Origin of the sequence: Psychroserpens mesophilus, from assembly GCF_000826645.1 — a bacterium.
In the GTDB taxonomy this organism is placed as follows: Bacteria; Bacteroidota; Bacteroidia; order Flavobacteriales; family Flavobacteriaceae; genus Psychroserpens; species Psychroserpens mesophilus.
Genome location: NZ_JXJP01000002.1, coordinates 23014 through 41612, shown reverse-complemented (window position 1 = coordinate 41612; position 18599 = coordinate 23014). Strand labels below are relative to the sequence as shown.

16 protein-coding genes and 1 pseudogene are annotated in these 18599 nt (G+C 33.3%); 13 read left to right on the top strand and 4 right to left on the bottom strand.

Annotated features, from left to right (window positions below; all coding sequences use genetic code 11):
- Positions 1–6: 6 nt before the first annotated feature.
- From TD18_RS02510 to TD18_RS02500, 3 genes are all read left to right on the top strand, one after another.
- Complete coding sequence (locus TD18_RS02510; RefSeq protein WP_040248083.1) at positions 7–1716, top strand: nucleoside transporter C-terminal domain-containing protein; 1710 nt, start codon at positions 7–9, stop codon at positions 1714–1716.
- Positions 1717–1968: 252 nt separating this feature from the next.
- Complete coding sequence (locus TD18_RS02505) at positions 1969–2793, top strand: thymidylate synthase (protein ID WP_040248711.1); 825 nt, start codon at positions 1969–1971, stop codon at positions 2791–2793.
- A 5-nt stretch (positions 2794–2798) separates the two neighbouring features.
- On the top strand, positions 2799–3230 hold the full coding sequence (locus TD18_RS02500) for a hypothetical protein (RefSeq protein ID WP_040248081.1): 432 nt from the start codon (positions 2799–2801) through the stop codon (positions 3228–3230).
- Positions 3231–3287: 57 nt separating this feature from the next.
- Here TD18_RS02500 and TD18_RS02495 read toward each other — a convergent pair whose 3' ends face one another.
- Entirely contained in the window at positions 3288–3587 is a 300-nt protein-coding gene (locus TD18_RS02495; protein ID WP_040248079.1) for an isoamylase early set domain-containing protein, read from the bottom strand.
- 299 nt (positions 3588–3886) lie between these two features.
- Between TD18_RS02495 and TD18_RS02490 the strand changes: the two genes are divergently transcribed.
- From TD18_RS02490 to lspA, 6 genes are all read left to right on the top strand, one after another.
- Complete coding sequence (locus TD18_RS02490) at positions 3887–4816, top strand: dihydrofolate reductase (RefSeq protein ID WP_040248076.1); 930 nt, start codon at positions 3887–3889, stop codon at positions 4814–4816.
- Between the two features lie 168 nt (positions 4817–4984).
- The gene (locus TD18_RS02485) at positions 4985–5869 is read left to right on the top strand and encodes an ABC transporter ATP-binding protein (RefSeq protein ID WP_040248074.1); all 885 of its coding nucleotides are present in this window, start codon (positions 4985–4987) and stop codon (positions 5867–5869) included.
- A gap of 22 nt (positions 5870–5891) precedes the next feature.
- On the top strand, positions 5892–9473 hold the full coding sequence (locus TD18_RS02480) for a M1 family aminopeptidase (protein ID WP_040248071.1): 3582 nt from the start codon (positions 5892–5894) through the stop codon (positions 9471–9473).
- An 86-nt stretch (positions 9474–9559) separates the two neighbouring features.
- Entirely contained in the window at positions 9560–11119 is a 1560-nt protein-coding gene (locus TD18_RS02475; RefSeq protein WP_040248069.1) for an NAD(P)/FAD-dependent oxidoreductase, read from the top strand.
- 44 nt (positions 11120–11163) lie between these two features.
- Positions 11164–12057 carry an ACP S-malonyltransferase gene (gene fabD, locus TD18_RS02470; protein WP_040248067.1) on the top strand — a complete coding sequence of 298 codons (894 nt, stop codon included), beginning with the start codon at positions 11164–11166 and terminating at the stop codon, positions 12055–12057.
- 6 nt (positions 12058–12063) lie between these two features.
- The gene (gene lspA / locus TD18_RS02465; protein WP_040248064.1) at positions 12064–12561 is read left to right on the top strand and encodes a signal peptidase II; all 498 of its coding nucleotides are present in this window, start codon (positions 12064–12066) and stop codon (positions 12559–12561) included.
- Positions 12562–12602: 41 nt separating this feature from the next.
- Here the strand turns inward: lspA and TD18_RS02460 are convergent, their stop codons facing one another.
- From TD18_RS02460 to TD18_RS02450, 3 genes are all read right to left on the bottom strand, one after another.
- On the bottom strand, positions 12603–12794 hold the full coding sequence (locus TD18_RS02460; protein WP_040248062.1) for a hypothetical protein: 192 nt from the start codon (positions 12792–12794) through the stop codon (positions 12603–12605).
- A gap of 183 nt (positions 12795–12977) precedes the next feature.
- Positions 12978–14003 carry a UDP-glucose 4-epimerase GalE gene (gene galE / locus TD18_RS02455; RefSeq protein ID WP_040248059.1) on the bottom strand — a complete coding sequence of 342 codons (1026 nt, stop codon included), beginning with the start codon at positions 14001–14003 and terminating at the stop codon, positions 12978–12980.
- Positions 14004–14008: 5 nt separating this feature from the next.
- Positions 14009–15163 carry a DegT/DnrJ/EryC1/StrS family aminotransferase gene (locus TD18_RS02450; protein ID WP_040248056.1) on the bottom strand — a complete coding sequence of 385 codons (1155 nt, stop codon included), beginning with the start codon at positions 15161–15163 and terminating at the stop codon, positions 14009–14011.
- Positions 15164–15250: 87 nt separating this feature from the next.
- Between TD18_RS02450 and TD18_RS02445 the strand changes: the two genes are divergently transcribed.
- From TD18_RS02445 to TD18_RS17555, 4 genes and pseudogenes are all read left to right on the top strand, one after another.
- Positions 15251–16477: a 3-deoxy-D-manno-octulosonic acid transferase gene (locus TD18_RS02445; protein ID WP_241480631.1), complete on the top strand. Its 1227-nt coding sequence runs from the start codon at positions 15251–15253 to the stop codon at positions 16475–16477.
- Positions 16478–16592: 115 nt separating this feature from the next.
- Positions 16593–16994, top strand: coding sequence for a hypothetical protein (locus tag TD18_RS17410; protein ID WP_174435317.1), 402 nt, complete (start codon positions 16593–16595; stop codon positions 16992–16994).
- 262 nt (positions 16995–17256) lie between these two features.
- The gene (locus tag TD18_RS02435) at positions 17257–18072 is read left to right on the top strand and encodes an endonuclease/exonuclease/phosphatase family protein (RefSeq protein WP_040248054.1); all 816 of its coding nucleotides are present in this window, start codon (positions 17257–17259) and stop codon (positions 18070–18072) included.
- 343 nt (positions 18073–18415) lie between these two features.
- A pseudogene (locus tag TD18_RS17555) lies at positions 18416–18573 on the top strand (helix-turn-helix domain-containing protein); the annotation flags it as partial.
- Between the last annotated feature and the right edge of the window lie 26 nt (positions 18574–18599).

Here is an 18599-nt window from a genome sequence, read left to right as displayed (position 1 = left end):
TTTCAGATGAAACATGTTCTACTAGCTGTTGCAGCTATTTTTTTTGGACTTACGACTAGCTTTAGTCAAGACATAGAAAAGAAATGGCAATTTGATGCAATACAGGATGAAAATGGATTATCACTTCTTGAAATATCAGATTCTGATGTCATAAATCTTAGTGCTGGCGAATTTGAATATACGCTTCAAGCCAAAAATCTTAAAGCTTCAGGCGATTATATGTATCAAAATAATCTATTGGTTTTCTATTATTCAAAACCAAATGATACGATTCAACGTTATAAAATTTCTGAACTCACCGATTCTACCTTAGTCGTTTCTGAAAACAAAACCGTTTACAAATTCAAATCACCAAAAGTAGCCGAAGCCGTTACATCGGTAACTGATAATACTGCTGCTATAATACCAAGTCAAGGTTTTTCTTTTAATAGCCTTTGGCGTGGGATACTGGGTATGGCAACCTTAATTTTTATTGCCTTTCTTTTTAGTAGTAATCGTAGGGCTGTAAATTGGAAAACTGTTGGAATAGGTTTAGCATTTCAACTTATTATTGCTGTTGGTGTATTAAAGATTGAATTGGTCAAGACCATATTTGAATCTATTGGAAAAGTTTTTATTAAAGTCCTAGATTTCACCAAGGCTGGAAGTCAGTTTCTATTTGAAGGCTTAGTGGTAGATATGGATACTTTCGGATTTATTTTCGCCTTTCAAGTTCTTCCAACGATATTATTCTTTTCAGCATTAACTTCGGTTTTATTCTACTTAGGAATTATTCAAAAAGTAGTAAAGGCATTTGGATGGCTATTGTCTAAACTATTGAAAATTTCGGGAGCTGAAAGCTTAAGTGTTGCAGGAAATATTTTCTTAGGACAAACGGAAGCTCCTCTCCTTATAAAAGCCTATTTAGAAAAAATGACCAAGTCAGAAATTCTATTGGTCATGATTGGTGGAATGGCTACAGTTGCTGGTGCAGTATTAGCAGCTTATATTGGTTTCCTCGGAGGAGATGATCCTGTATTAAGATTGGTCTATGCAAAGCACCTATTAGCCGCCTCTGTTATGGCAGCACCTGGAGCAATTGTGATTTCAAAAATATTATATCCCCAAACTGAACAAGTCAATACTGATGTTGCTGTATCTCAAGAAAAAATAGGTTCTAATTTTTTAGATGCTATTGCGAACGGAACTACTGAAGGTTTAAAACTAGCCGTTAATGTTGGCGCAATGCTTCTCGTATTTGTCGCTTTTATTGCAATGATTAATTATGGTTTATTAAAAATAGGTACTATTGGAGGTCTTAATGATTGGGTAAGTGCAAATTCTCCTTATGATGCCTTATCGTTAGAAGCCATCTTAGGCACTGTCTTCGCACCTTTAATGTGGTTAATAGGAATCGCAAAGGAAGATATTATGCTCATGGGACAGCTTTTAGGAATCAAATTGGCAGCCAGTGAATTTGTAGGTTATATTCAATTAGCAGATCTTAAAAATGCTGCTAGTGCAACGCATTTAACTTATGAAAAATCAATTATCATGGCAACCTATATGCTGTGTGGTTTTGCCAACTTTGCGTCTATTGGAATTCAAATTGGCGGAATTGGATCGCTAGCTCCAGGACAACGTACGCAATTGTCTAAATTTGGTATGAAGGCTTTAATTGGTGGAACAATTGCTTCACTTATTTCAGCAACTATCGCTGGAATGATTATTGGCTAGTGGCGAATCGCTAAAGATGATAATTAGAGCATTCGAATGCAAAAAAAACGTTAATAACTTTTAATATAAAATAAGACCATCAGAATTAATTTTTATGGCTTTTTTCTATTTTCGCTTTACGTCATGCTGAACTTGTTTATTCATTAAAATCTACTTTAATTTTAGAAATTCATGAATCTTTGATTTTAGCATCTCATCCCAACAAGAATTAAGTTTAATTTAAATAGATTTCTGCATTCGCAGGAAATGAACATGAAGCAATACCACGACCTAGTTAAGCACGTTTTAGAACAAGGAAACGAAAAAGGAGATCGCACAGGAACTGGAACCAAAAGTGTATTTGGATATCAAATGCGTTTTGATTTAAGTGTAGGTTTCCCAATGGTAACGACAAAAAAATTACATTTAAAATCTATTATATACGAATTACTCTGGTTTTTAAAAGGTGATACAAATATTGAGTATTTAACTGAAAACGGTGTCCGAATCTGGAACGATTGGGCCGATCAAAATGGTGATTTGGGTCCTGTTTACGGTCATCAATGGCGCAACTGGAATAGCGACGACATCGATCAAATTAAAGATGTGATTGAAACTTTAAAAAACAATCCTAACAGTCGTCGTATGTTGGTCTCTGCCTGGAATCCTTCAGTATTACCAGACACTTCAAAATCATTCGACGAAAACGTAGCCAATGGGAAGGCAGCACTTCCGCCTTGCCATGCCTTTTTTCAGTTTTATGTAGCTAACGGAAAACTATCCTGTCAGCTCTACCAACGTAGTGCAGATATCTTTTTAGGTGTACCTTTTAATATTGCTTCGTATGCGTTGTTAACGATGATGATGGCTCAGGTTTGTGGTTATGAAGCTGGAGAATTCATTCACACCTTTGGTGATGCGCATATTTACAGCAATCACTTTGAGCAATTAGAACTCCAACTTTCTCGTGATATCAGACCATTGCCTAAAATGATTTTAAATCCTGAAGTAAAAGATATTTTCGATTTCGATTTTGAGGATTTCACATTGGTAGATTATAATCCGCATCCACATATCAAAGGTGCGGTAGCTGTTTAGACGTTATGATTAAAAATACACTCATTTTAGTAATATTTGTATGTGGAAGTATTCTATTTGGACAAGAATCTACTGAAAACCAAAATGAAGATTCTTCTAAATATCCAGTGTACAGAGGTTGCGATAAAGAATCAAGTAATAAAGCTTTAGAGGACTGTTCAAAACACAAAATCATGACTTTTATCAAAATGAGTTTTGATATTGACATGGCAAGTCGAGTGATGCCTTTGGAACAATCAACGCAATTCCTCTTGGAGTTTACAATCAATACAAAAGGAAAAATAGAACATGTAAATGCTAAAGCTAATCATAAAGCCATAGCTATTGAAGCTATAAAGGTTGCTAAACGTCTTCCAAAATTTAAGGAGCCTGGTTTTTCAAATGGTGAAGCAGTTGATACCCCTTTTAGCTTGTTAATGACGCTATATTTTCAATAAATAAAAAAGAGCTTTCATGACTGAAAGCTCTTTTTTAAGGTTATAAAACGGAATCTACTATAAATTCAAGACACCATTTTCAGCTGCTGCAAAGTCATTCCATGCATAAGCATCTGCTTGGTCATCATTGACGTAAGTTCCGTCAACTAAATATCTAAACTCATAAGAGTTGTCTTTTTCTAAATCTACAGTCCCTTTAAAGTTTCCGTTTTTTAATTTCTTAAGCTGAACTGCTTTCTTTGCGTTCCACTCGTTAAATGTTCCTACAACTGCTACTTTTTTTGCTTCTTCAGCAGGTACAGTAAAAGTTACTTTACAAACCGGTTTGCTTTTTAAGTATTGTTTTGTAATTGCCATAATACTAAGAATTTAATTATAGGTCAAAGGTATAAAAGAAACACACACACTCAAACTAATAATAAGTTCAAAACCAAAGAATTATCATTTTGATAAAATTAAACCCTTTTTAATTTAAAGTATGAATAAAATACAGATAAAAATTATGAGATTAATAAGTATTAGATATTTTATTAGATGCTGATTTTCAACAACTTTAGAACGATAACGTTTGCGTTTACATACAGGAAGATTAAATTAAAATCATTACAACGTTTGCGTAAAAAATCATAACTTTATAGTTGTAAATATTTACAATTATGTTCGGAAAAAAGAAAACAAAACCAAGTATAGATCAAGAGCAATTGGCTTTAATTAAAGCTGCAGAAAAACGTATCAAACAGAAAAAACGTTTATACATTCATTTTGTGATTTTCTTGATTGGAGCTGTCTTTCTTATTCTAGCAAACACAGTTTTGGGTATAGGAAAAGATTTAAAAATTGCTGGACTCGAATGGTTTGTCATCGCTATTGTCTTATGGTTATTCTTATTTATATACCACTTTATCTCTGTGTTTATTACGCACAAGTTTATGGGCAAAGAATGGGAAGATCAACAACGTGAAGCTCTTGTAGCAAAACAACAAGAACGCATTGATCAGCTTACTCAGGAATACATAAAGGAAGAGAAAGAAATTGCTAAATCTCAAGCCTACAATCAAATTTTAGATAGCAAAATAACTCCAGAAAAAAAAACTCCTGAGCTCACAATAATTGTTGCAGCTGGTGAAAATAATGCCATTGGAAAAGACAATGATTTAATCTGGCATTTGAGCGATGACCTTAAACGCTTTAAAGCACTCACTAACGGTCACCATATTATCATGGGACGAAAAACTTTTGAGAGTTTTCCAAAACCACTTCCTAACAGAACGCATATTGTTATTACCAGACAAAATGGTTACATAGCTCCTGAAGGTGTTATTGTCGTGAACAATTTAGATGATGCTATTGATGCAGCTAGACATGATAAGCAACCGTTTATTATTGGTGGTGGTGAAATCTACAAACAATCGATGACTTTGGCTCACAAGATTGAACTCACACGTGTGCATGCAAATTTTGAAAATGCCGACACCTATTTCCCTGAGATTGATGCCATGCAATGGAAAGAAATAAGTAATATCTCTCATGAAGCTGACGACAAACATGCGCATGCATTTTCATTTATTACCTATGTAAGGAAATAAACTTTCCTTTTAAATATTCTTTTGTTATCTGCTTAAGATAGAAGCAACCTTTTGCTGGCAAATTGCGTCTTAATTATAAGTAGTATCTTGTAGTGAGATACTTTTAATTTGTAACGCTTTCACTTTTGCGTCGTCATATTTACATAACCAATCAAAAAACACTATTCAATGAGCACCTTAAAAATCAATAATTTATCAAAAACTTACGCCAATGGCGTAAAGGCATTAGACAATGTAAATCTGGAACTTGAAAACGGCATGTTCGGACTTTTAGGACCGAATGGCGCAGGAAAATCATCGTTGATGAGAACCTTAGCAACACTTCAGGAAGCCGATTCAGGGACAGCAACTTTAGACGATATTGATATTTTAAATCAACCTGCAGAATTGAGAAAAGTATTGGGTTACTTGCCTCAGGAATTTGGCGTATATCCTAGAATTACAGCCGAACAACTATTAACACATCTCGCAATTTTAAAAGGTATTACAAATACTTCAGAACGTAAAGAACTCGTCAAATATCTACTTGATAAAGTGAATTTATACGATAAAAGAAACAAATCTGTCAAAGGGTTTTCTGGTGGTATGAAGCAGCGTGTTGGAATTGCTCAGGCGCTCATTGGTAATCCGAAATTAATTATCGTTGATGAACCAACTGCAGGTTTAGATCCAGGTGAGCGAAACCGTTTTTACAATTTACTAGCCGATGTTGGTAAAGACGTTATTGTTATTTTATCAACTCATATTGTTGATGATGTACGTGAATTATGCACAAAAATGGCCATTATGAATTTAGGCGAAATCGTTTTTCATGGTTCGCCTCAAACAGCTATTGACGACTTAAGTAGTAAAGTATATCAGAAAATTGTAAGCAGAGAAGATCTTGAAACTTATGCCAAGGAATATAAAATTATATCAAATAAAATGGTTGGTGGAAAACCACTAATTCACATCTTTAGTGAAGCTGATCCACAAAACGGATTTGAACAAGTAACCCCTAATTTAGAGGATGTTTTCTTTTCTAAAATCAACACTTCAAACGTACTTGTTTAATCCCATCTAACCATTTTCAATCATGTTTAAAACATTTTTTCTTTCAGAATTAAAATACACACTTAAGCAACCTATGGTGTATATTTTTATGTTCATTTTAGCTCTCATGGAGTTTTTTGCAACGGTCAGTGATAACGTTCAGGTTGGAGGGGCTATTGGAAACGTGTATCGAAACTCGCCGTACACGCTTACGCTTCATGTAACTATATTTTGCATATTTAGTTTATTAATGGCAGTTGCCTTTTTTAATAATGCCGCCTTAAGAGATCATAATAACGAGTTTAACGAAATTCTTTTTACAACACCTCTAAGTAAATCTGGTTACTTTTTTGGTCGCTTTCTTGGCGCCTTGTTTGTATCAACTTTACCTCTTGTAGGCGTTTTCATTGGAATGCTTTTGGGCACGTATTTGAATTCAATTTTTGAATGGATAGATCCATCGCGATTTGGTCCATTCTATTTTGAAACCTTCTTAAACAATTACTTACTATTTATTCTTCCAAACATGTTTCTGGCAGGAACGGTCATTTTTGCAATGGCAAATAAATGGAAGAGTACAGTGATTTCATTTGTTGGTGGCTTAGTTATTATTGTTGCCTATATTGTTTCAGGTTCTCTAATGAGTGATGTTGACAATGAAACCATAGCTGGTTTATCTGATATTTTTGGCATTAACACCTACGCTATTGAAACTAAATACTTCACTCCAGTTGAAAAAAACACTATTAGCCCAGGTTTTTCAGGCCTTTTATTGTATAATAGATTAATCTGGATTGCTGTTGGATTACTAATTTTATTTTTATCCTATTTTAGTTTTTCATTTAAACAGAAAAATAAAAAGGTTAAAAAAGAGAAAATCAGCACCCGAAAAGAGGAAACTGTTTTTACACTTCCGAAACTAAATCCTTCTTTTAATAATGCTACAAACTGGCTTCAGTTTAAAAGCTTTTTTTACACAAATTTCTTAAGCATCATAAAAAGTGTCACTTTTAAAATTCTATTCCTCTTCTGTATCATTATTTTGGTAGCAGACTTAAGTGGTGGCTTTGAGTACTTCGGATTACAATCGTATCCTGTAACGTATAAACTTATCGACTCTATTAAAGATAATACTGATATTTTCATTATCATTATTGTGGTCTTTTTTAGTGGAGAATTAATCTGGAGAGATCGTGATTATAAAATAAATGAAGTCGTTGATGCCACTGCACACACTTCCTTTATATCTATGGCAGCAAAAGCTTTATCGTTAGTTAGCATTGCAACCATTTTGAATCTGTTTTTCATCTTAATTGGTGTTATTTATCAATTATTAAATGGCTTCACTCGTATCGAGCTTGATGTGTATCTTTTAGATTTTTTCTATGACAACTTACCGCTTTTTATTGTTTTTGGCGGCATTACAATTTTAGTGCAGGTCCTTTCCAGTAATAAATATATTGGATATTTCATTGCTATTCTTATTCTCTTAGTCTGGGAAATTGTATTAAGTATTATGGATATAAGTTCAAATATGTTAGATGTTGGAGGTGGTGTTTCTACTTATTATTCTGATATGAACGGCTTTGGCCCAGGTGTTAAAGGTGCTTTGTGGTTTAATCTCTATTGGGTTTTATTTTCAGTATTAGGTTTACTCATCGCTGGTGCTTTATGGAATCGAGGTTCTAAAAATTCATTATTTAGTCGTATTAAAACAGCCAGAAAAGAAGTGCCAAAAAGCTACCGAAGTGTTATTGCCATTACAGCAATTGCGTGGATTGGAGTTGCAGGTTTTGTCTATTATAACACTCAGATTTTAAATCCGTATTACTCTGGTGATACCTTAGAACAATTATCTGCAGATTACGAAAAAAAGTACGGAAAATACAGAGACATTGTTACTCCAAAAATCACAGATGCAAAATATTATATTGATATTTTTCCTGACAAAAGAGACATTCATGTTAAAGCAGATTTAGAATTAACAAATGCTTCAGACCAGCCCATCGATTCACTTCATTTTTATAATAGTGATGGTTGGGATACGAAATTGAATATTCCAAATGGAACTGTAGTTTATAAAGACACAACCTATTTATTTAAAATTTACAGGTTGAGTCCACCTTTACAACCAGGTGAAAAAATAACCATGACTGTAAATAACAAATACATAACCAAAGGGTTTAGCAACAACAGAGGTAATACTAAGATTGTTAAAAATGGTAGCTTCTTCAATAATGGTGATATTTTACCTACTATGGGATATAATGAAGGCTATGAACTAAGCGATAAAAATACCCGAAAAAAATATGATCTTCCTGAGAAGGATCGAATGCCAGAACTTACTGAAGGTGTTACCGATTTGCATATGGGCAATTATATTTTTAATGGACAATCAGATTTTATAAATGTTGAAACAGTGATATCAACTTCTGGTAATCAAACTGCTATTGCTCCTGGCTCCTTAATTAATAAGTGGGAAGAAAATGGTCGAAACTATTTTCATTATAAAGTCGATACGCCTTCATTAAACTTTTATTCATTCATGTCTGCTGATTTTAAAATTAAAAAACGCAAGTGGAATGGCATTGATATTGAAATTTATTATGATGAAAAACATCCTGAAAATGTAGATATGATGTTAGATGCTGTTGAACGGTCTTTAACATACTTCACAGAACATTTTGGTCCTTATTTTCACAAGCAATGCAGAATTATTGAATTTCCAAGGTATGCATCATTCGCTCAAGCTTTTCCTGGAACGATGCCATATTCAGAAGCTATTGGATTTGTAATTGATCTGGAAGATGAAACAGAAAACAATGTAGTAGATGCAGTTATTGCTCATGAAATGGCACATCAGTACTGGGCTCACCAGGTTATTGGCGCTTATATGCAAGGTAGCACAATGTTAAGTGAAGGGTTCTCAGAATATTCGTCCTTAATGACCTTAAAAAACATTACTGAAAATCCGATGAAAATGAGAGAATTTTTAAAGTACAATCACGATCGGTATTTACGCGGACGAAGTGGTGAACGACTTAAAGAATTGCCATTATATCAAGTTGAAAATCAAGGCTATATTCATTACGGAAAAGGAAGTGTCATTTTATATGCCTTACAAGACTATATTGGAGAAGACAAAGTCAATACAGCAATGAAAGGCTTTTTAGAAGAATATCGTTATAAAGGTCCTCCCTATCCAAGCTCACATGATTTCTTGCGTCACTTAGAGCCACAAGTTCCAGATTCGCTCAATTATTTAATTAAAGATTGGTTCAAGGAAATCACACTTTACGACAATAGATTAAAAGAAGCTACTTACAAAACTTTAGACAACGGGAAATATGAAATTACTATGGAGATTGAAAGTTCTAAAATAAAATCTGATAGCCTTGGTAATGAAACAAAAGTTCCAATTAACGACTGGATTGATATTGGTTTCTTTATGGATAGTGATGAAGAAAAATTATATCAACAACAGCGTTTAAAATTTGATAAAGAAACATCTTCGATTACAGTTCAATTAGATTCTTTGCCAGTTAAGGCAGCTATTGACCCTAGACATATTTTGATTGATCGTGTATTTAATGATAATATAAAAAGTATCAGTCAGGAAGATTAAGATTTCAATGTTTATAACAGAACACCTTAAACTTTAAATTTAGCTTAAGGTGTTTTTTTTATTTGAATATTCATTAATTTCGAACCATGATAAAAGCCTTACAGTTACGCATTAATTTACATCAAGAAGCCAAAACTGACGGTCTGCTTAACAAGGCAGCCTATGATTTAGGTATCAACCCTTCAGAGATAACTGGAATTAAAATTCTAAGAAAATCGATTGATGCACGTAAGTCCCAAATCATGTTCAATTACAAGGTTGAAGTTTACATCAATGAACCTGTTCCAGAAACGTCAGACTATACATTTGATTATAAAGATGTTTCGAAATCAAAACCAATTCATATTATTGGTTTCGGACCAGCAGGAATGTGGGCAGCATTACGATGCATAGAATTAGGTTTTAAGCCTGTAGTATTAGAACGCGGCAAAAATGTTCAAGACAGACGTCGCGATTTAAAAGCCATAAATCAAGATCATATTGTTAATGAGGATTCAAACTATTGCTTTGGAGAAGGTGGAGCCGGAACTTATAGTGATGGCAAACTTTATACGCGAAGTTTGAAGCGAGGAGATGTGCGTCGCATATTTGAAAATTTAGTCTTCCATGGTGCAACAGAACAAATTTTAGTTGATGCACATCCACATATAGGAACTAACAAATTACCTAATGTGGTTCAGAATATTAGAGAAACCATTTTAAAATTTGGCGGTGAAATTCATTTCGAAACTAGAGTAACAGACTTTACAATTAAGGACAAAAAAATTACAGCAATTCAACTTCAAAATGGCAATGAATTGGCTGTTGAAAAAGTTATTTTAGCTACTGGTCATTCAGCTCGTGATATCTTTTATTTATTGAACGACAAACACATTCAGTTAAAAGCAAAATCGTTCGCCATGGGAGTTCGGGTAGAACATCCACAAGATATTATTGACGGCATTCAATACCACTGCATAGGCGAAAAGCGCAGCGAATTATTACCTCCTGCAGCTTACAGTTTAGTACAACAGGTAAATGACAGAGGTGTGTATTCATTTTGTATGTGTCCTGGCGGATTTATAGTTCCTGCTGCGACTGCAAATGGAGAGGTCGTCGTTAATGGCATGTCGCCTTCAAAACGAAATAACAAGTTTGCAAATTCTGGCATTGTTGTAGAAATTAATGCGGATAAAGATTTATACAAATACGAACATTTTGGCGAATTGAAAGCGCTAGAATATCAAAGAGATTTAGAGCGCTTAGCATTTACTTCAGGCGGAAGACGACAATCTGCTCCTGGCCAACGATTAACCGATTTTGTAGCAGGCAAGCTATCTTCAAGTCTCAATGAAACATCCTATCAACCAGGCTTGAAATCTGCTCCTTTACATTCTTTATTACCAAAATTAATTGGTGGCTCACTTCGAAAAGGCTTTAAAGCATTTGGTGAAAAAATGCATGGTTATTATACTGAAGAAGCCAATATCATAGGCGTTGAATCTAGAACTTCATCACCTGTAAGCATTCCTAGAAACGAGGATTTAGCACATCCTGAAATCACTAATTTATATCCTTGTGGTGAAGGTGGAGGTTATGCTGGAGGAATTGTTTCTGCTGCTATGGATGGCGAACGTTGTGCAGAAGCTGCAACTTCAAACTTATAAGTTCAATATTATTCCTATTTTTGCACAATAAATTTTTGATTAAAATGAACGCATATATATTTCCAGGTCAAGGAGCTCAGTTCTCAGGAATGGGATTAGACCTTTATGAAAACTCACCTCTAGCTCAAGAGTTGTTTGAAAAAGCTAATGATATCTTAGGATTTCCTATTACAGATATCATGTTTGAAGGGTCTGATGACGATTTAAAAGAAACTAAAGTGACGCAACCAGCTATTTTTTTGCATTCAGTTATCTTAGCAAAAACACTTGGTGACAACTTTAAGCCAGATATGGTTGCTGGCCATTCACTTGGAGAATTTTCAGCTTTAGTAGCTGCAGGTGCTTTAACTTTTGAAGACGGATTGAAACTGGTTTCTCAACGTGCTCAAGCAATGCAAAAAGCTTGTGAATTACAACCAAGCACGATGGCTGCAGTTTTAGGTTTAGACGATGATGTTGTAGAAAATGTATGTGCAAACACTGAAGGCATTGTGGTTGCTGCAAATTATAATTGTCCAGGTCAGTTGGTGATTTCTGGTGAAGTTGAAGCTATTCACAAAGCATGTGAAACATTAAAAGAAAAAGGTGCTCGTCGTGCTCTAGTTTTGCCTGTTGGCGGAGCTTTTCACTCACCTCTTATGGAACCAGCTCGTGAAGAATTAGCGGCTGCCATAGAAAACACCACATTTAGCAAACCTAAGTGTCCTATCTATCAAAATGTAACAGCTACTGCTATCACTGATGAAAACGAAATTAAAGCAAATTTAATTTCACAATTAACTGCTCCTGTACGATGGACTCAGTCTGTACAACAAATGATTGCGGATGGCGCATCTCATTTCACTGAAGTTGGACCAGGAAAAGTCTTACAAGGTCTTGTTAAAAAAATAAATCGAGAATCTGAAACGGCTTCAGCAACTTTTGAAACTAATGCTTAAGATTCTATGAAGTTATCTAGAAACGTAAGCATTGTATTGCTTATCATCTTCAATATTGCAATTGACCAAATTTCCAAAGTAATTGTTAGAGCAAATATTGAACTACGAGAAGTAATTGAACTTATTGGTGACAAATTTATTCTTACCAATGTAGAAAACAAAGGTGCTTTTCTTGGCATGGGAAGCGAAATGAATGAGACACTGAGGCTTATTTTCTTATTGATTCTTCCAACATTAGTATTAGGTTACCTGATTTACTATATAATAGTTAACAAAACCTTAGACAAATTAAGTACGATGGCATTAAGTTGTATCGCTGGTGGAGGAATTGCTAATGTGTTTGATCGCATTGCTTTCGGAAAAGTAACTGACTTTTTCTTTATCGACTTAGGAGGTGTTTTTAAAACTGGTATTTTTAATGTTGCTGATATGTCTGTAACTTTCGGAATGCTTGTTCTTATATACACCTGGATCATAGCACCAAAAAAAAACACGGTCTCATAATTTAAGCAAAAAGCCTATTCCAATGGAATAGGCTTTTTGTTTTATCTTGCTAAACTAATATTGTCACAATCTTTCACTTCACCATAATAGGTTTCTCTGTATTTATGAAGTGTTTTAAATGGAATATTAAGAAATTGTTTCTTAATGTAAGTCACATTGATGGACAATGCTCCCATTTTTTTAGTAAATCTAACTTCAGGCTTCGTTTCTCTTTTAATACTAATCAGTTTCATTGGTTTTCATTTATCATTAAAGACAAAGGAACATATACCAATAACCAATTCCAAGTTTAAAGCATTAAATGATTGTTAATCAAATTGTTAAATGTAAAACCAATAATTATAAGCTATTATTATTAACAGATTCACAAGGATATCGCCTATCAACTAACAGTTTTACAATGAGATGATGACGATTTATTTAAGATTTCTAATATTTTGCTCCCATTTCCAGGCAGATAACATGGCATCATCAAGTGTCGATTTTGCTTCCCAACCTAAAACAGCATTTGCTTTTTTAGTGTTTGCATAGGCTTTAACCACATCACCTTCTCTTCTAGGCGCTATTTTGTAATTAAGAGATTGCCCTGAAACCTTCTCAAAAGACTGAATCACTTCTAATACCGAACTACCAACTCCAGTACCAACATTAAATGTTTCAAAATTTGATGAATTCTTAGCTTCCAAAAGTCGTTGTAAAGCAACAACATGAGCCTTAGCCAAATCCACAACATGAATGTAATCTCTTATGCAAGTCCCATCTGAGGTTGGATAGTTATTTCCAAAAACAGACAAGCACTCTCGAAGTCCAGCAGCTGTTTGCGTTATAAATGGCACCAAATTTTGAGGGACACCAATAGGTAATTCTCCAATTTTAGCAGACGAATGAGCACCAATAGGATTAAAGTATCGTAAGGCAATTGCATTTAGATTAGCATTGACTTTACAGGTATCTTTTATAATTTCTTCACCTATTTGTTTTGTGTTTCCATACGGAGATTCAGCAGGTTTTACAGGTGCATTTTCAGTTATTGGCATTTCATCTGCCTGACCATAAACAGTACATGACGAACTAAAGATAAAATTAGAAGATTTTAGATTAAGAACTTCTTTCAACACATAAATAAGTGTATTGAGATTGTTTTCATAATACAACAAAGGCTTTGCTACGCTTTCACCAACTGCCTTACTGGCCGCAAAATGAATGACTCCAGAAATATCATTATGCTTTTGAAAAAAATGTTCTACTGAAGACTTTTCTTTTAAATCTATTTTTTCAAACATTGGAGAAATTCCGGTAATTTCAGTAATACCTTCTATAACATCGATAGAAGCATTAGACAGGTCATCAATGATAACAACGTCGTAACCTTCATTTTGTAACTCTACAACCGTATGTGAACCAATGAACCCTAATCCACCAGTAACAAGAATTTTCTTCATTAGTATTAAGAATTTACAAAATTGATAACTGTAGACGTAATGAACTCAATTTGTTCATCATCTAATTCAGTATGCATTGGCAATGAAATAACTTCTTTAACTAATTGATTTGTAACCGGAAAATCTGCTTCATTATATCGAGAATCTTGATATGCCTTCTGTAAATGTAGAGGAATTGGATAATACACACCACATGGAATTCCATTGTCATTCAAGTGTTTTACCAATGCGTCCCTGTCTGTATTTAAAATCCGTAGTGTATATTGATGAAACACATGACAGTCACATGTGTCACATATGCCTTGACAAGTTGTTTTGCCACTTGGTATAATGATATTGTCAATGCCACTAAAAGCAGTGTTATAAGCTCTTGCTGCCTTTCGTCTTTCTTGATTATATGTATCGAGTCGTTTTAATTTAATATCTAAAATAGCAGCTTGAATAGAATCTAATCTCGAATTTACGCCAACAACATCGTGATGGTAACGCACATACATGCCATGATTTACAATACCTCTTATGGTGTGTGCCAAATCGTCATCATTTGTAAAAATCGCACCACCATCTCCATAACATCCCAGATTTTTAGATGGAAAAAAGGACGTCGAAGCTACATGTCCAATAGTTCCAGCTTTAGCCTTAGTGCCATCGCTGTAGGTGTATGTAGAACCAATACCCTGAGCATTATCTTCAATAACGTAAAGATTATGAGCCTTAGCAATAGTCATAATTGCCTCCATATTGGCACACATTCCGAAGAGATGAACAGGAACAATCGCTTTAGTTTTTGGTGTAATTGCTTTTTTAATAGCATCTACATCGATATTAAATGTTACAGGATCTACATCGACCAATACTGGTGTTAGTTGCAATAGCGCAATAACTTCAACAGTTGCAGCAAATGTAAAATCTGCCGTAATAACTTCATCACCTGGTTTCAAATCTAATCCCATCATCGCTATTTGTAACGCATCTGTACCATTAGCACATGGAATTACATGTTTAACACCTAAATAGGATTCTAGATTTTTCTGAAACTCATGAACTCTTGGCCCATTAATATATGCCGTAGAATCTAACACCTCTAAAACAGAGCTGTCAACCTCAGCTTTTATTTTGCTATATTGACCTTTAAGGTCAACCATTTGAATTTTTTTCATACAAGACGAAATTACAAAATTCATAAGCATTAAGCAATGAAATTATTTCAAAGAACAGTATTTTAGCAGGAACTAAACGTTTATATATTGTATAATTTAGGAATACATATACTTTCATTCATTTTAAAAGCACTTGCATTATTTAATGATAAGATTAAAAAAGGTGTTGAAGGTCGTAAAAAAACATTTGAAATATTAAAAAACCATTTAATTCCTAACGATAAAACGATTTGGTTTCATTGTGCCTCCTTAGGTGAATATGAACAAGGTCTACCTGTATTCGAATCGATTAGAAAAAAGTATCCTGCATATAAAATCGTACTAACTTTTTTTTCGCCTTCAGGTTATGAGATTCGCAAAAACACACCTGTTGCAGATGTTGTTGTGTATTTACCATTAGACACTAAAGGTAATTCAAGACGCTTTTTGGATATTGTTAATCCTGAATTTACAGTATTTATAAAATACGATATTTGGCCAAATATTCTAAATGAATTAAAACGAAGACAAGGACGAGCTATTCTCATTTCAGCCTTATTCAGAAAAAATCATTCATATTTTAAATGGTATGGCAATCATCTTCGGAAAGCCATACGAGCTTTTGAGCATATTTTTGTTCAAAATGAAAATTCAAAAATGTTACTTGAAGATATTGACATCACTAATGTTACCGTTTCTGGAGATACCAGATATGACCGTGTTTCAAATCAATTATTACAAGATAATACTCTAAATTTTATTTCAGATTTTAAAGGTGACAGCTTATGCATAGTGATTGGAAGTTCATGGCCAGAAGATGAAGCACTTCTAATTCCATACATTAATAAAAATGCGTCAAAAGATTTAAAATTTATCATTGCTCCTCACAACATTCAGAATACTCAAATTAAAAACATTACCACTAAACTTGAGCCTGACTATGTCTTGTTTTCAGACATGCAAAATCAAAATATCAAAGATGCTCCTGTTTTTGTTATGGATACAATAGGATTATTAACTAAAATATATAGCTATGCAGATATGGCTTATGTAGGTGGAGCAATGGGAACTACAGGACTTCATAATATTTTAGAACCAGCTGTATTTGGTGTCCCAATCATTATTGGTAGTAATTATGACAAATTTCCAGAAGCTGAATTAATGATCAAAAACGGGGGCGTATTTTCGGTAAATAATTTCAATATTCTTGAAAAGAAGCTGAATGAATTAGTTAAAAACTCAGATAAAAGAGTTCAACTCGGTTCTCTCAACAAAACTTTTATTCAAAAAAATAAAGGTGCTGTCAACCAAATCACAGATTACATACGTATATAAGACTGTAAATTGTAAGTAAAGCCTTAGGCTGTTAACAAAAAGTTAATTTTTTTAAGGTCATTTCAATATAACTTATTAATTTCGTGTATTATTAATTAACACTAAAACTATTACAATGAAAAAATTATTATTGAACATCGTATTGGTATTGGCACTTATTGTATCCGTATCATGTAGAGAAACTAAGGAAGGTGCTGAAAGCGCTGCTGATGCTGTTGAAAATGCTGCTGAAGAAGCTGGAGAAGCTATTGAAGATGCTGCAGAAGCAACTGGAGATGCATTAGAAGATGGTGCTGAAGCTGTTGAAGATGCAATGGAAGATGCTGCTGATTCTGCTGGTGACGCTGTTGATTCAGCTAAAGCAGGAGCCGAAGATGCTTTAAACAATGCTAAAGATGCAGTTAACGATGCGGCTGCTAAAGCTAAAGAAGATGCAAAAGATGCTGTTGAAAAAGTTAAAAAAGACGGTGAGGATGCAGTTAAAAATGCGGCTGACAAAATGAAAAAAAATAACTAAGCTTTAGTTGTTTTATAAAGAAAGGTCTGATGTAAATCAGGCCTTTTTTTTATATGATCACGTATAAAACAAAAAAGCCAGAACTTTCGATCTGGCTTTTCTTCTGTACACTACATTGACCTATTATCGAACCAGACTATAGTTGTATTTGAAAATATGTTAAGGATTAAATTTTAATAATATACGCTTCTGTCCTTATTTTATGGTTTACCGTAATACAAAAATTTAATTTTATATATTTTACACCTAAATCAAAAAATATATGAAACGCTATTTTATTTTTCTTTTATTCTTATTTCAGTCAATAATAATTCTATCACAAAATGATCCAATTAAAATTATCTCATGGAATATAAAAGATTTTGGAAGGAGTAAAAATAGTGAAGAATTAGAAAAAATTGCAGATATCATTAAAAATGCAGATATAGTAGCTCTACAGGAGGTTGTAGCTGGTTATGGTGGTGCACAGGCTGTTGCGAAATTAAGTGACATTTTGAATAGAAAAGGAGCTAAATGGGATTATATAGTTAGTGACCCAACAATTAGTTCAAAATATATGACTGAACGGTATGCTTTTATTTGGAAGACAAAGTTTATAAAGATAAAAAACAGAGGTAGACTCCTAAAAGAATTGCAAGATGTAATAGAACGAGAGCCGTTATTAGTAGATTTTTTTATAAATGAAAAAAGCTTCACTATAATAAATTATCATTCTATTCCTTATTCAAAAAACCCAAGACCAGAAATAAAAGTACTGACAAATTACATTACTTCTAATTTTAAAGATTCTCCATTATTATTGGCTGGTGATTTTAATATCAATGAAAGCGATGATGCTTTTAAAAACTTCATAAATAATGCATATTTACCAGCCTTATATAATAAAAAAACAACACTTAAAAAAAAATGTGAAAACGGCAATTATCTTAATTATAATATTGATAACTTATACTACTCTAAGGATATTTCAAAAATAAAATCTGGTGTAATAGATTTTGTATTGGTGTGTGATCAAATCGAAAACGCTCGGAAATTATCTGACCATCTTCCAGTCTATTTTGAATTCAAGCTTAACTAAGGTAAATTATATTATACGAAGTATCAATCACTAAATCATTTTTTGGTGATATAATGACTGCTTATTATTGTCTATTAATCAAAGAAAAATCTCTCCTCTTTCTAGAAAGAAAATTTTATTTGCTTTACAATGGTGCCATTATTCATTTCTAGCCTTTCAAAATCAATTGTTTTAATACAATCACTATCATTACCAAATAAATTATAAAACATATCTGAAATATTTGTGTTATTTATACAGGTCGTAATTATTTTAGAGTCAATTAGCTCTATTCAATAACTTAACGCAACAAATCTAAATTAATAGATTTGTTATAATGTAAGTAAAAAAACATAGGAGACTTATCTTAAAAGAAAGAGTCATTATTGAGACACTTTTAAACGAAATAGATCCAAAGCTTATATCGCTAAACAACTCAATAGATCTCGATCTACAATCTCTAGAGAAATAAACAAATTAGTCAATAAACCTAATGATAAATATGACGCAAATTTTTCACATTGAATAATCTTTAACTTTTTTTAGAT

Coding starts and splice junctions, on each gene's coding strand:
- TD18_RS02510 (WP_040248083.1), top strand. CDS start 7: ATGAAACATGTTCTACTAGCTGTTGCAGCTATTTTTTTTGGACTTACG.
- TD18_RS02505 (WP_040248711.1), top strand. CDS start 1,969: ATGAAGCAATACCACGACCTAGTTAAGCACGTTTTAGAACAAGGAAAC.
- TD18_RS02500 (WP_040248081.1), top strand. CDS start 2,799: ATGATTAAAAATACACTCATTTTAGTAATATTTGTATGTGGAAGTATT.
- TD18_RS02495 (WP_040248079.1), bottom strand. CDS start 3,587: ATGGCAATTACAAAACAATACTTAAAAAGCAAACCGGTTTGTAAAGTA.
- TD18_RS02490 (WP_040248076.1), top strand. CDS start 3,887: ATGTTCGGAAAAAAGAAAACAAAACCAAGTATAGATCAAGAGCAATTG.
- TD18_RS02485 (WP_040248074.1), top strand. CDS start 4,985: ATGAGCACCTTAAAAATCAATAATTTATCAAAAACTTACGCCAATGGC.
- TD18_RS02480 (WP_040248071.1), top strand. CDS start 5,892: ATGTTTAAAACATTTTTTCTTTCAGAATTAAAATACACACTTAAGCAA.
- TD18_RS02475 (WP_040248069.1), top strand. CDS start 9,560: ATGATAAAAGCCTTACAGTTACGCATTAATTTACATCAAGAAGCCAAA.
- fabD (WP_040248067.1), top strand. CDS start 11,164: ATGAACGCATATATATTTCCAGGTCAAGGAGCTCAGTTCTCAGGAATG.
- lspA (WP_040248064.1), top strand. CDS start 12,064: ATGAAGTTATCTAGAAACGTAAGCATTGTATTGCTTATCATCTTCAAT.
- TD18_RS02460 (WP_040248062.1), bottom strand. CDS start 12,794: ATGAAACTGATTAGTATTAAAAGAGAAACGAAGCCTGAAGTTAGATTT.
- galE (WP_040248059.1), bottom strand. CDS start 14,003: ATGAAGAAAATTCTTGTTACTGGTGGATTAGGGTTCATTGGTTCACAT.
- TD18_RS02450 (WP_040248056.1), bottom strand. CDS start 15,163: ATGAAAAAAATTCAAATGGTTGACCTTAAAGGTCAATATAGCAAAATA.
- TD18_RS17410 (WP_174435317.1), top strand. CDS start 16,593: ATGAAAAAATTATTATTGAACATCGTATTGGTATTGGCACTTATTGTA.
- TD18_RS02435 (WP_040248054.1), top strand. CDS start 17,257: ATGAAACGCTATTTTATTTTTCTTTTATTCTTATTTCAGTCAATAATA.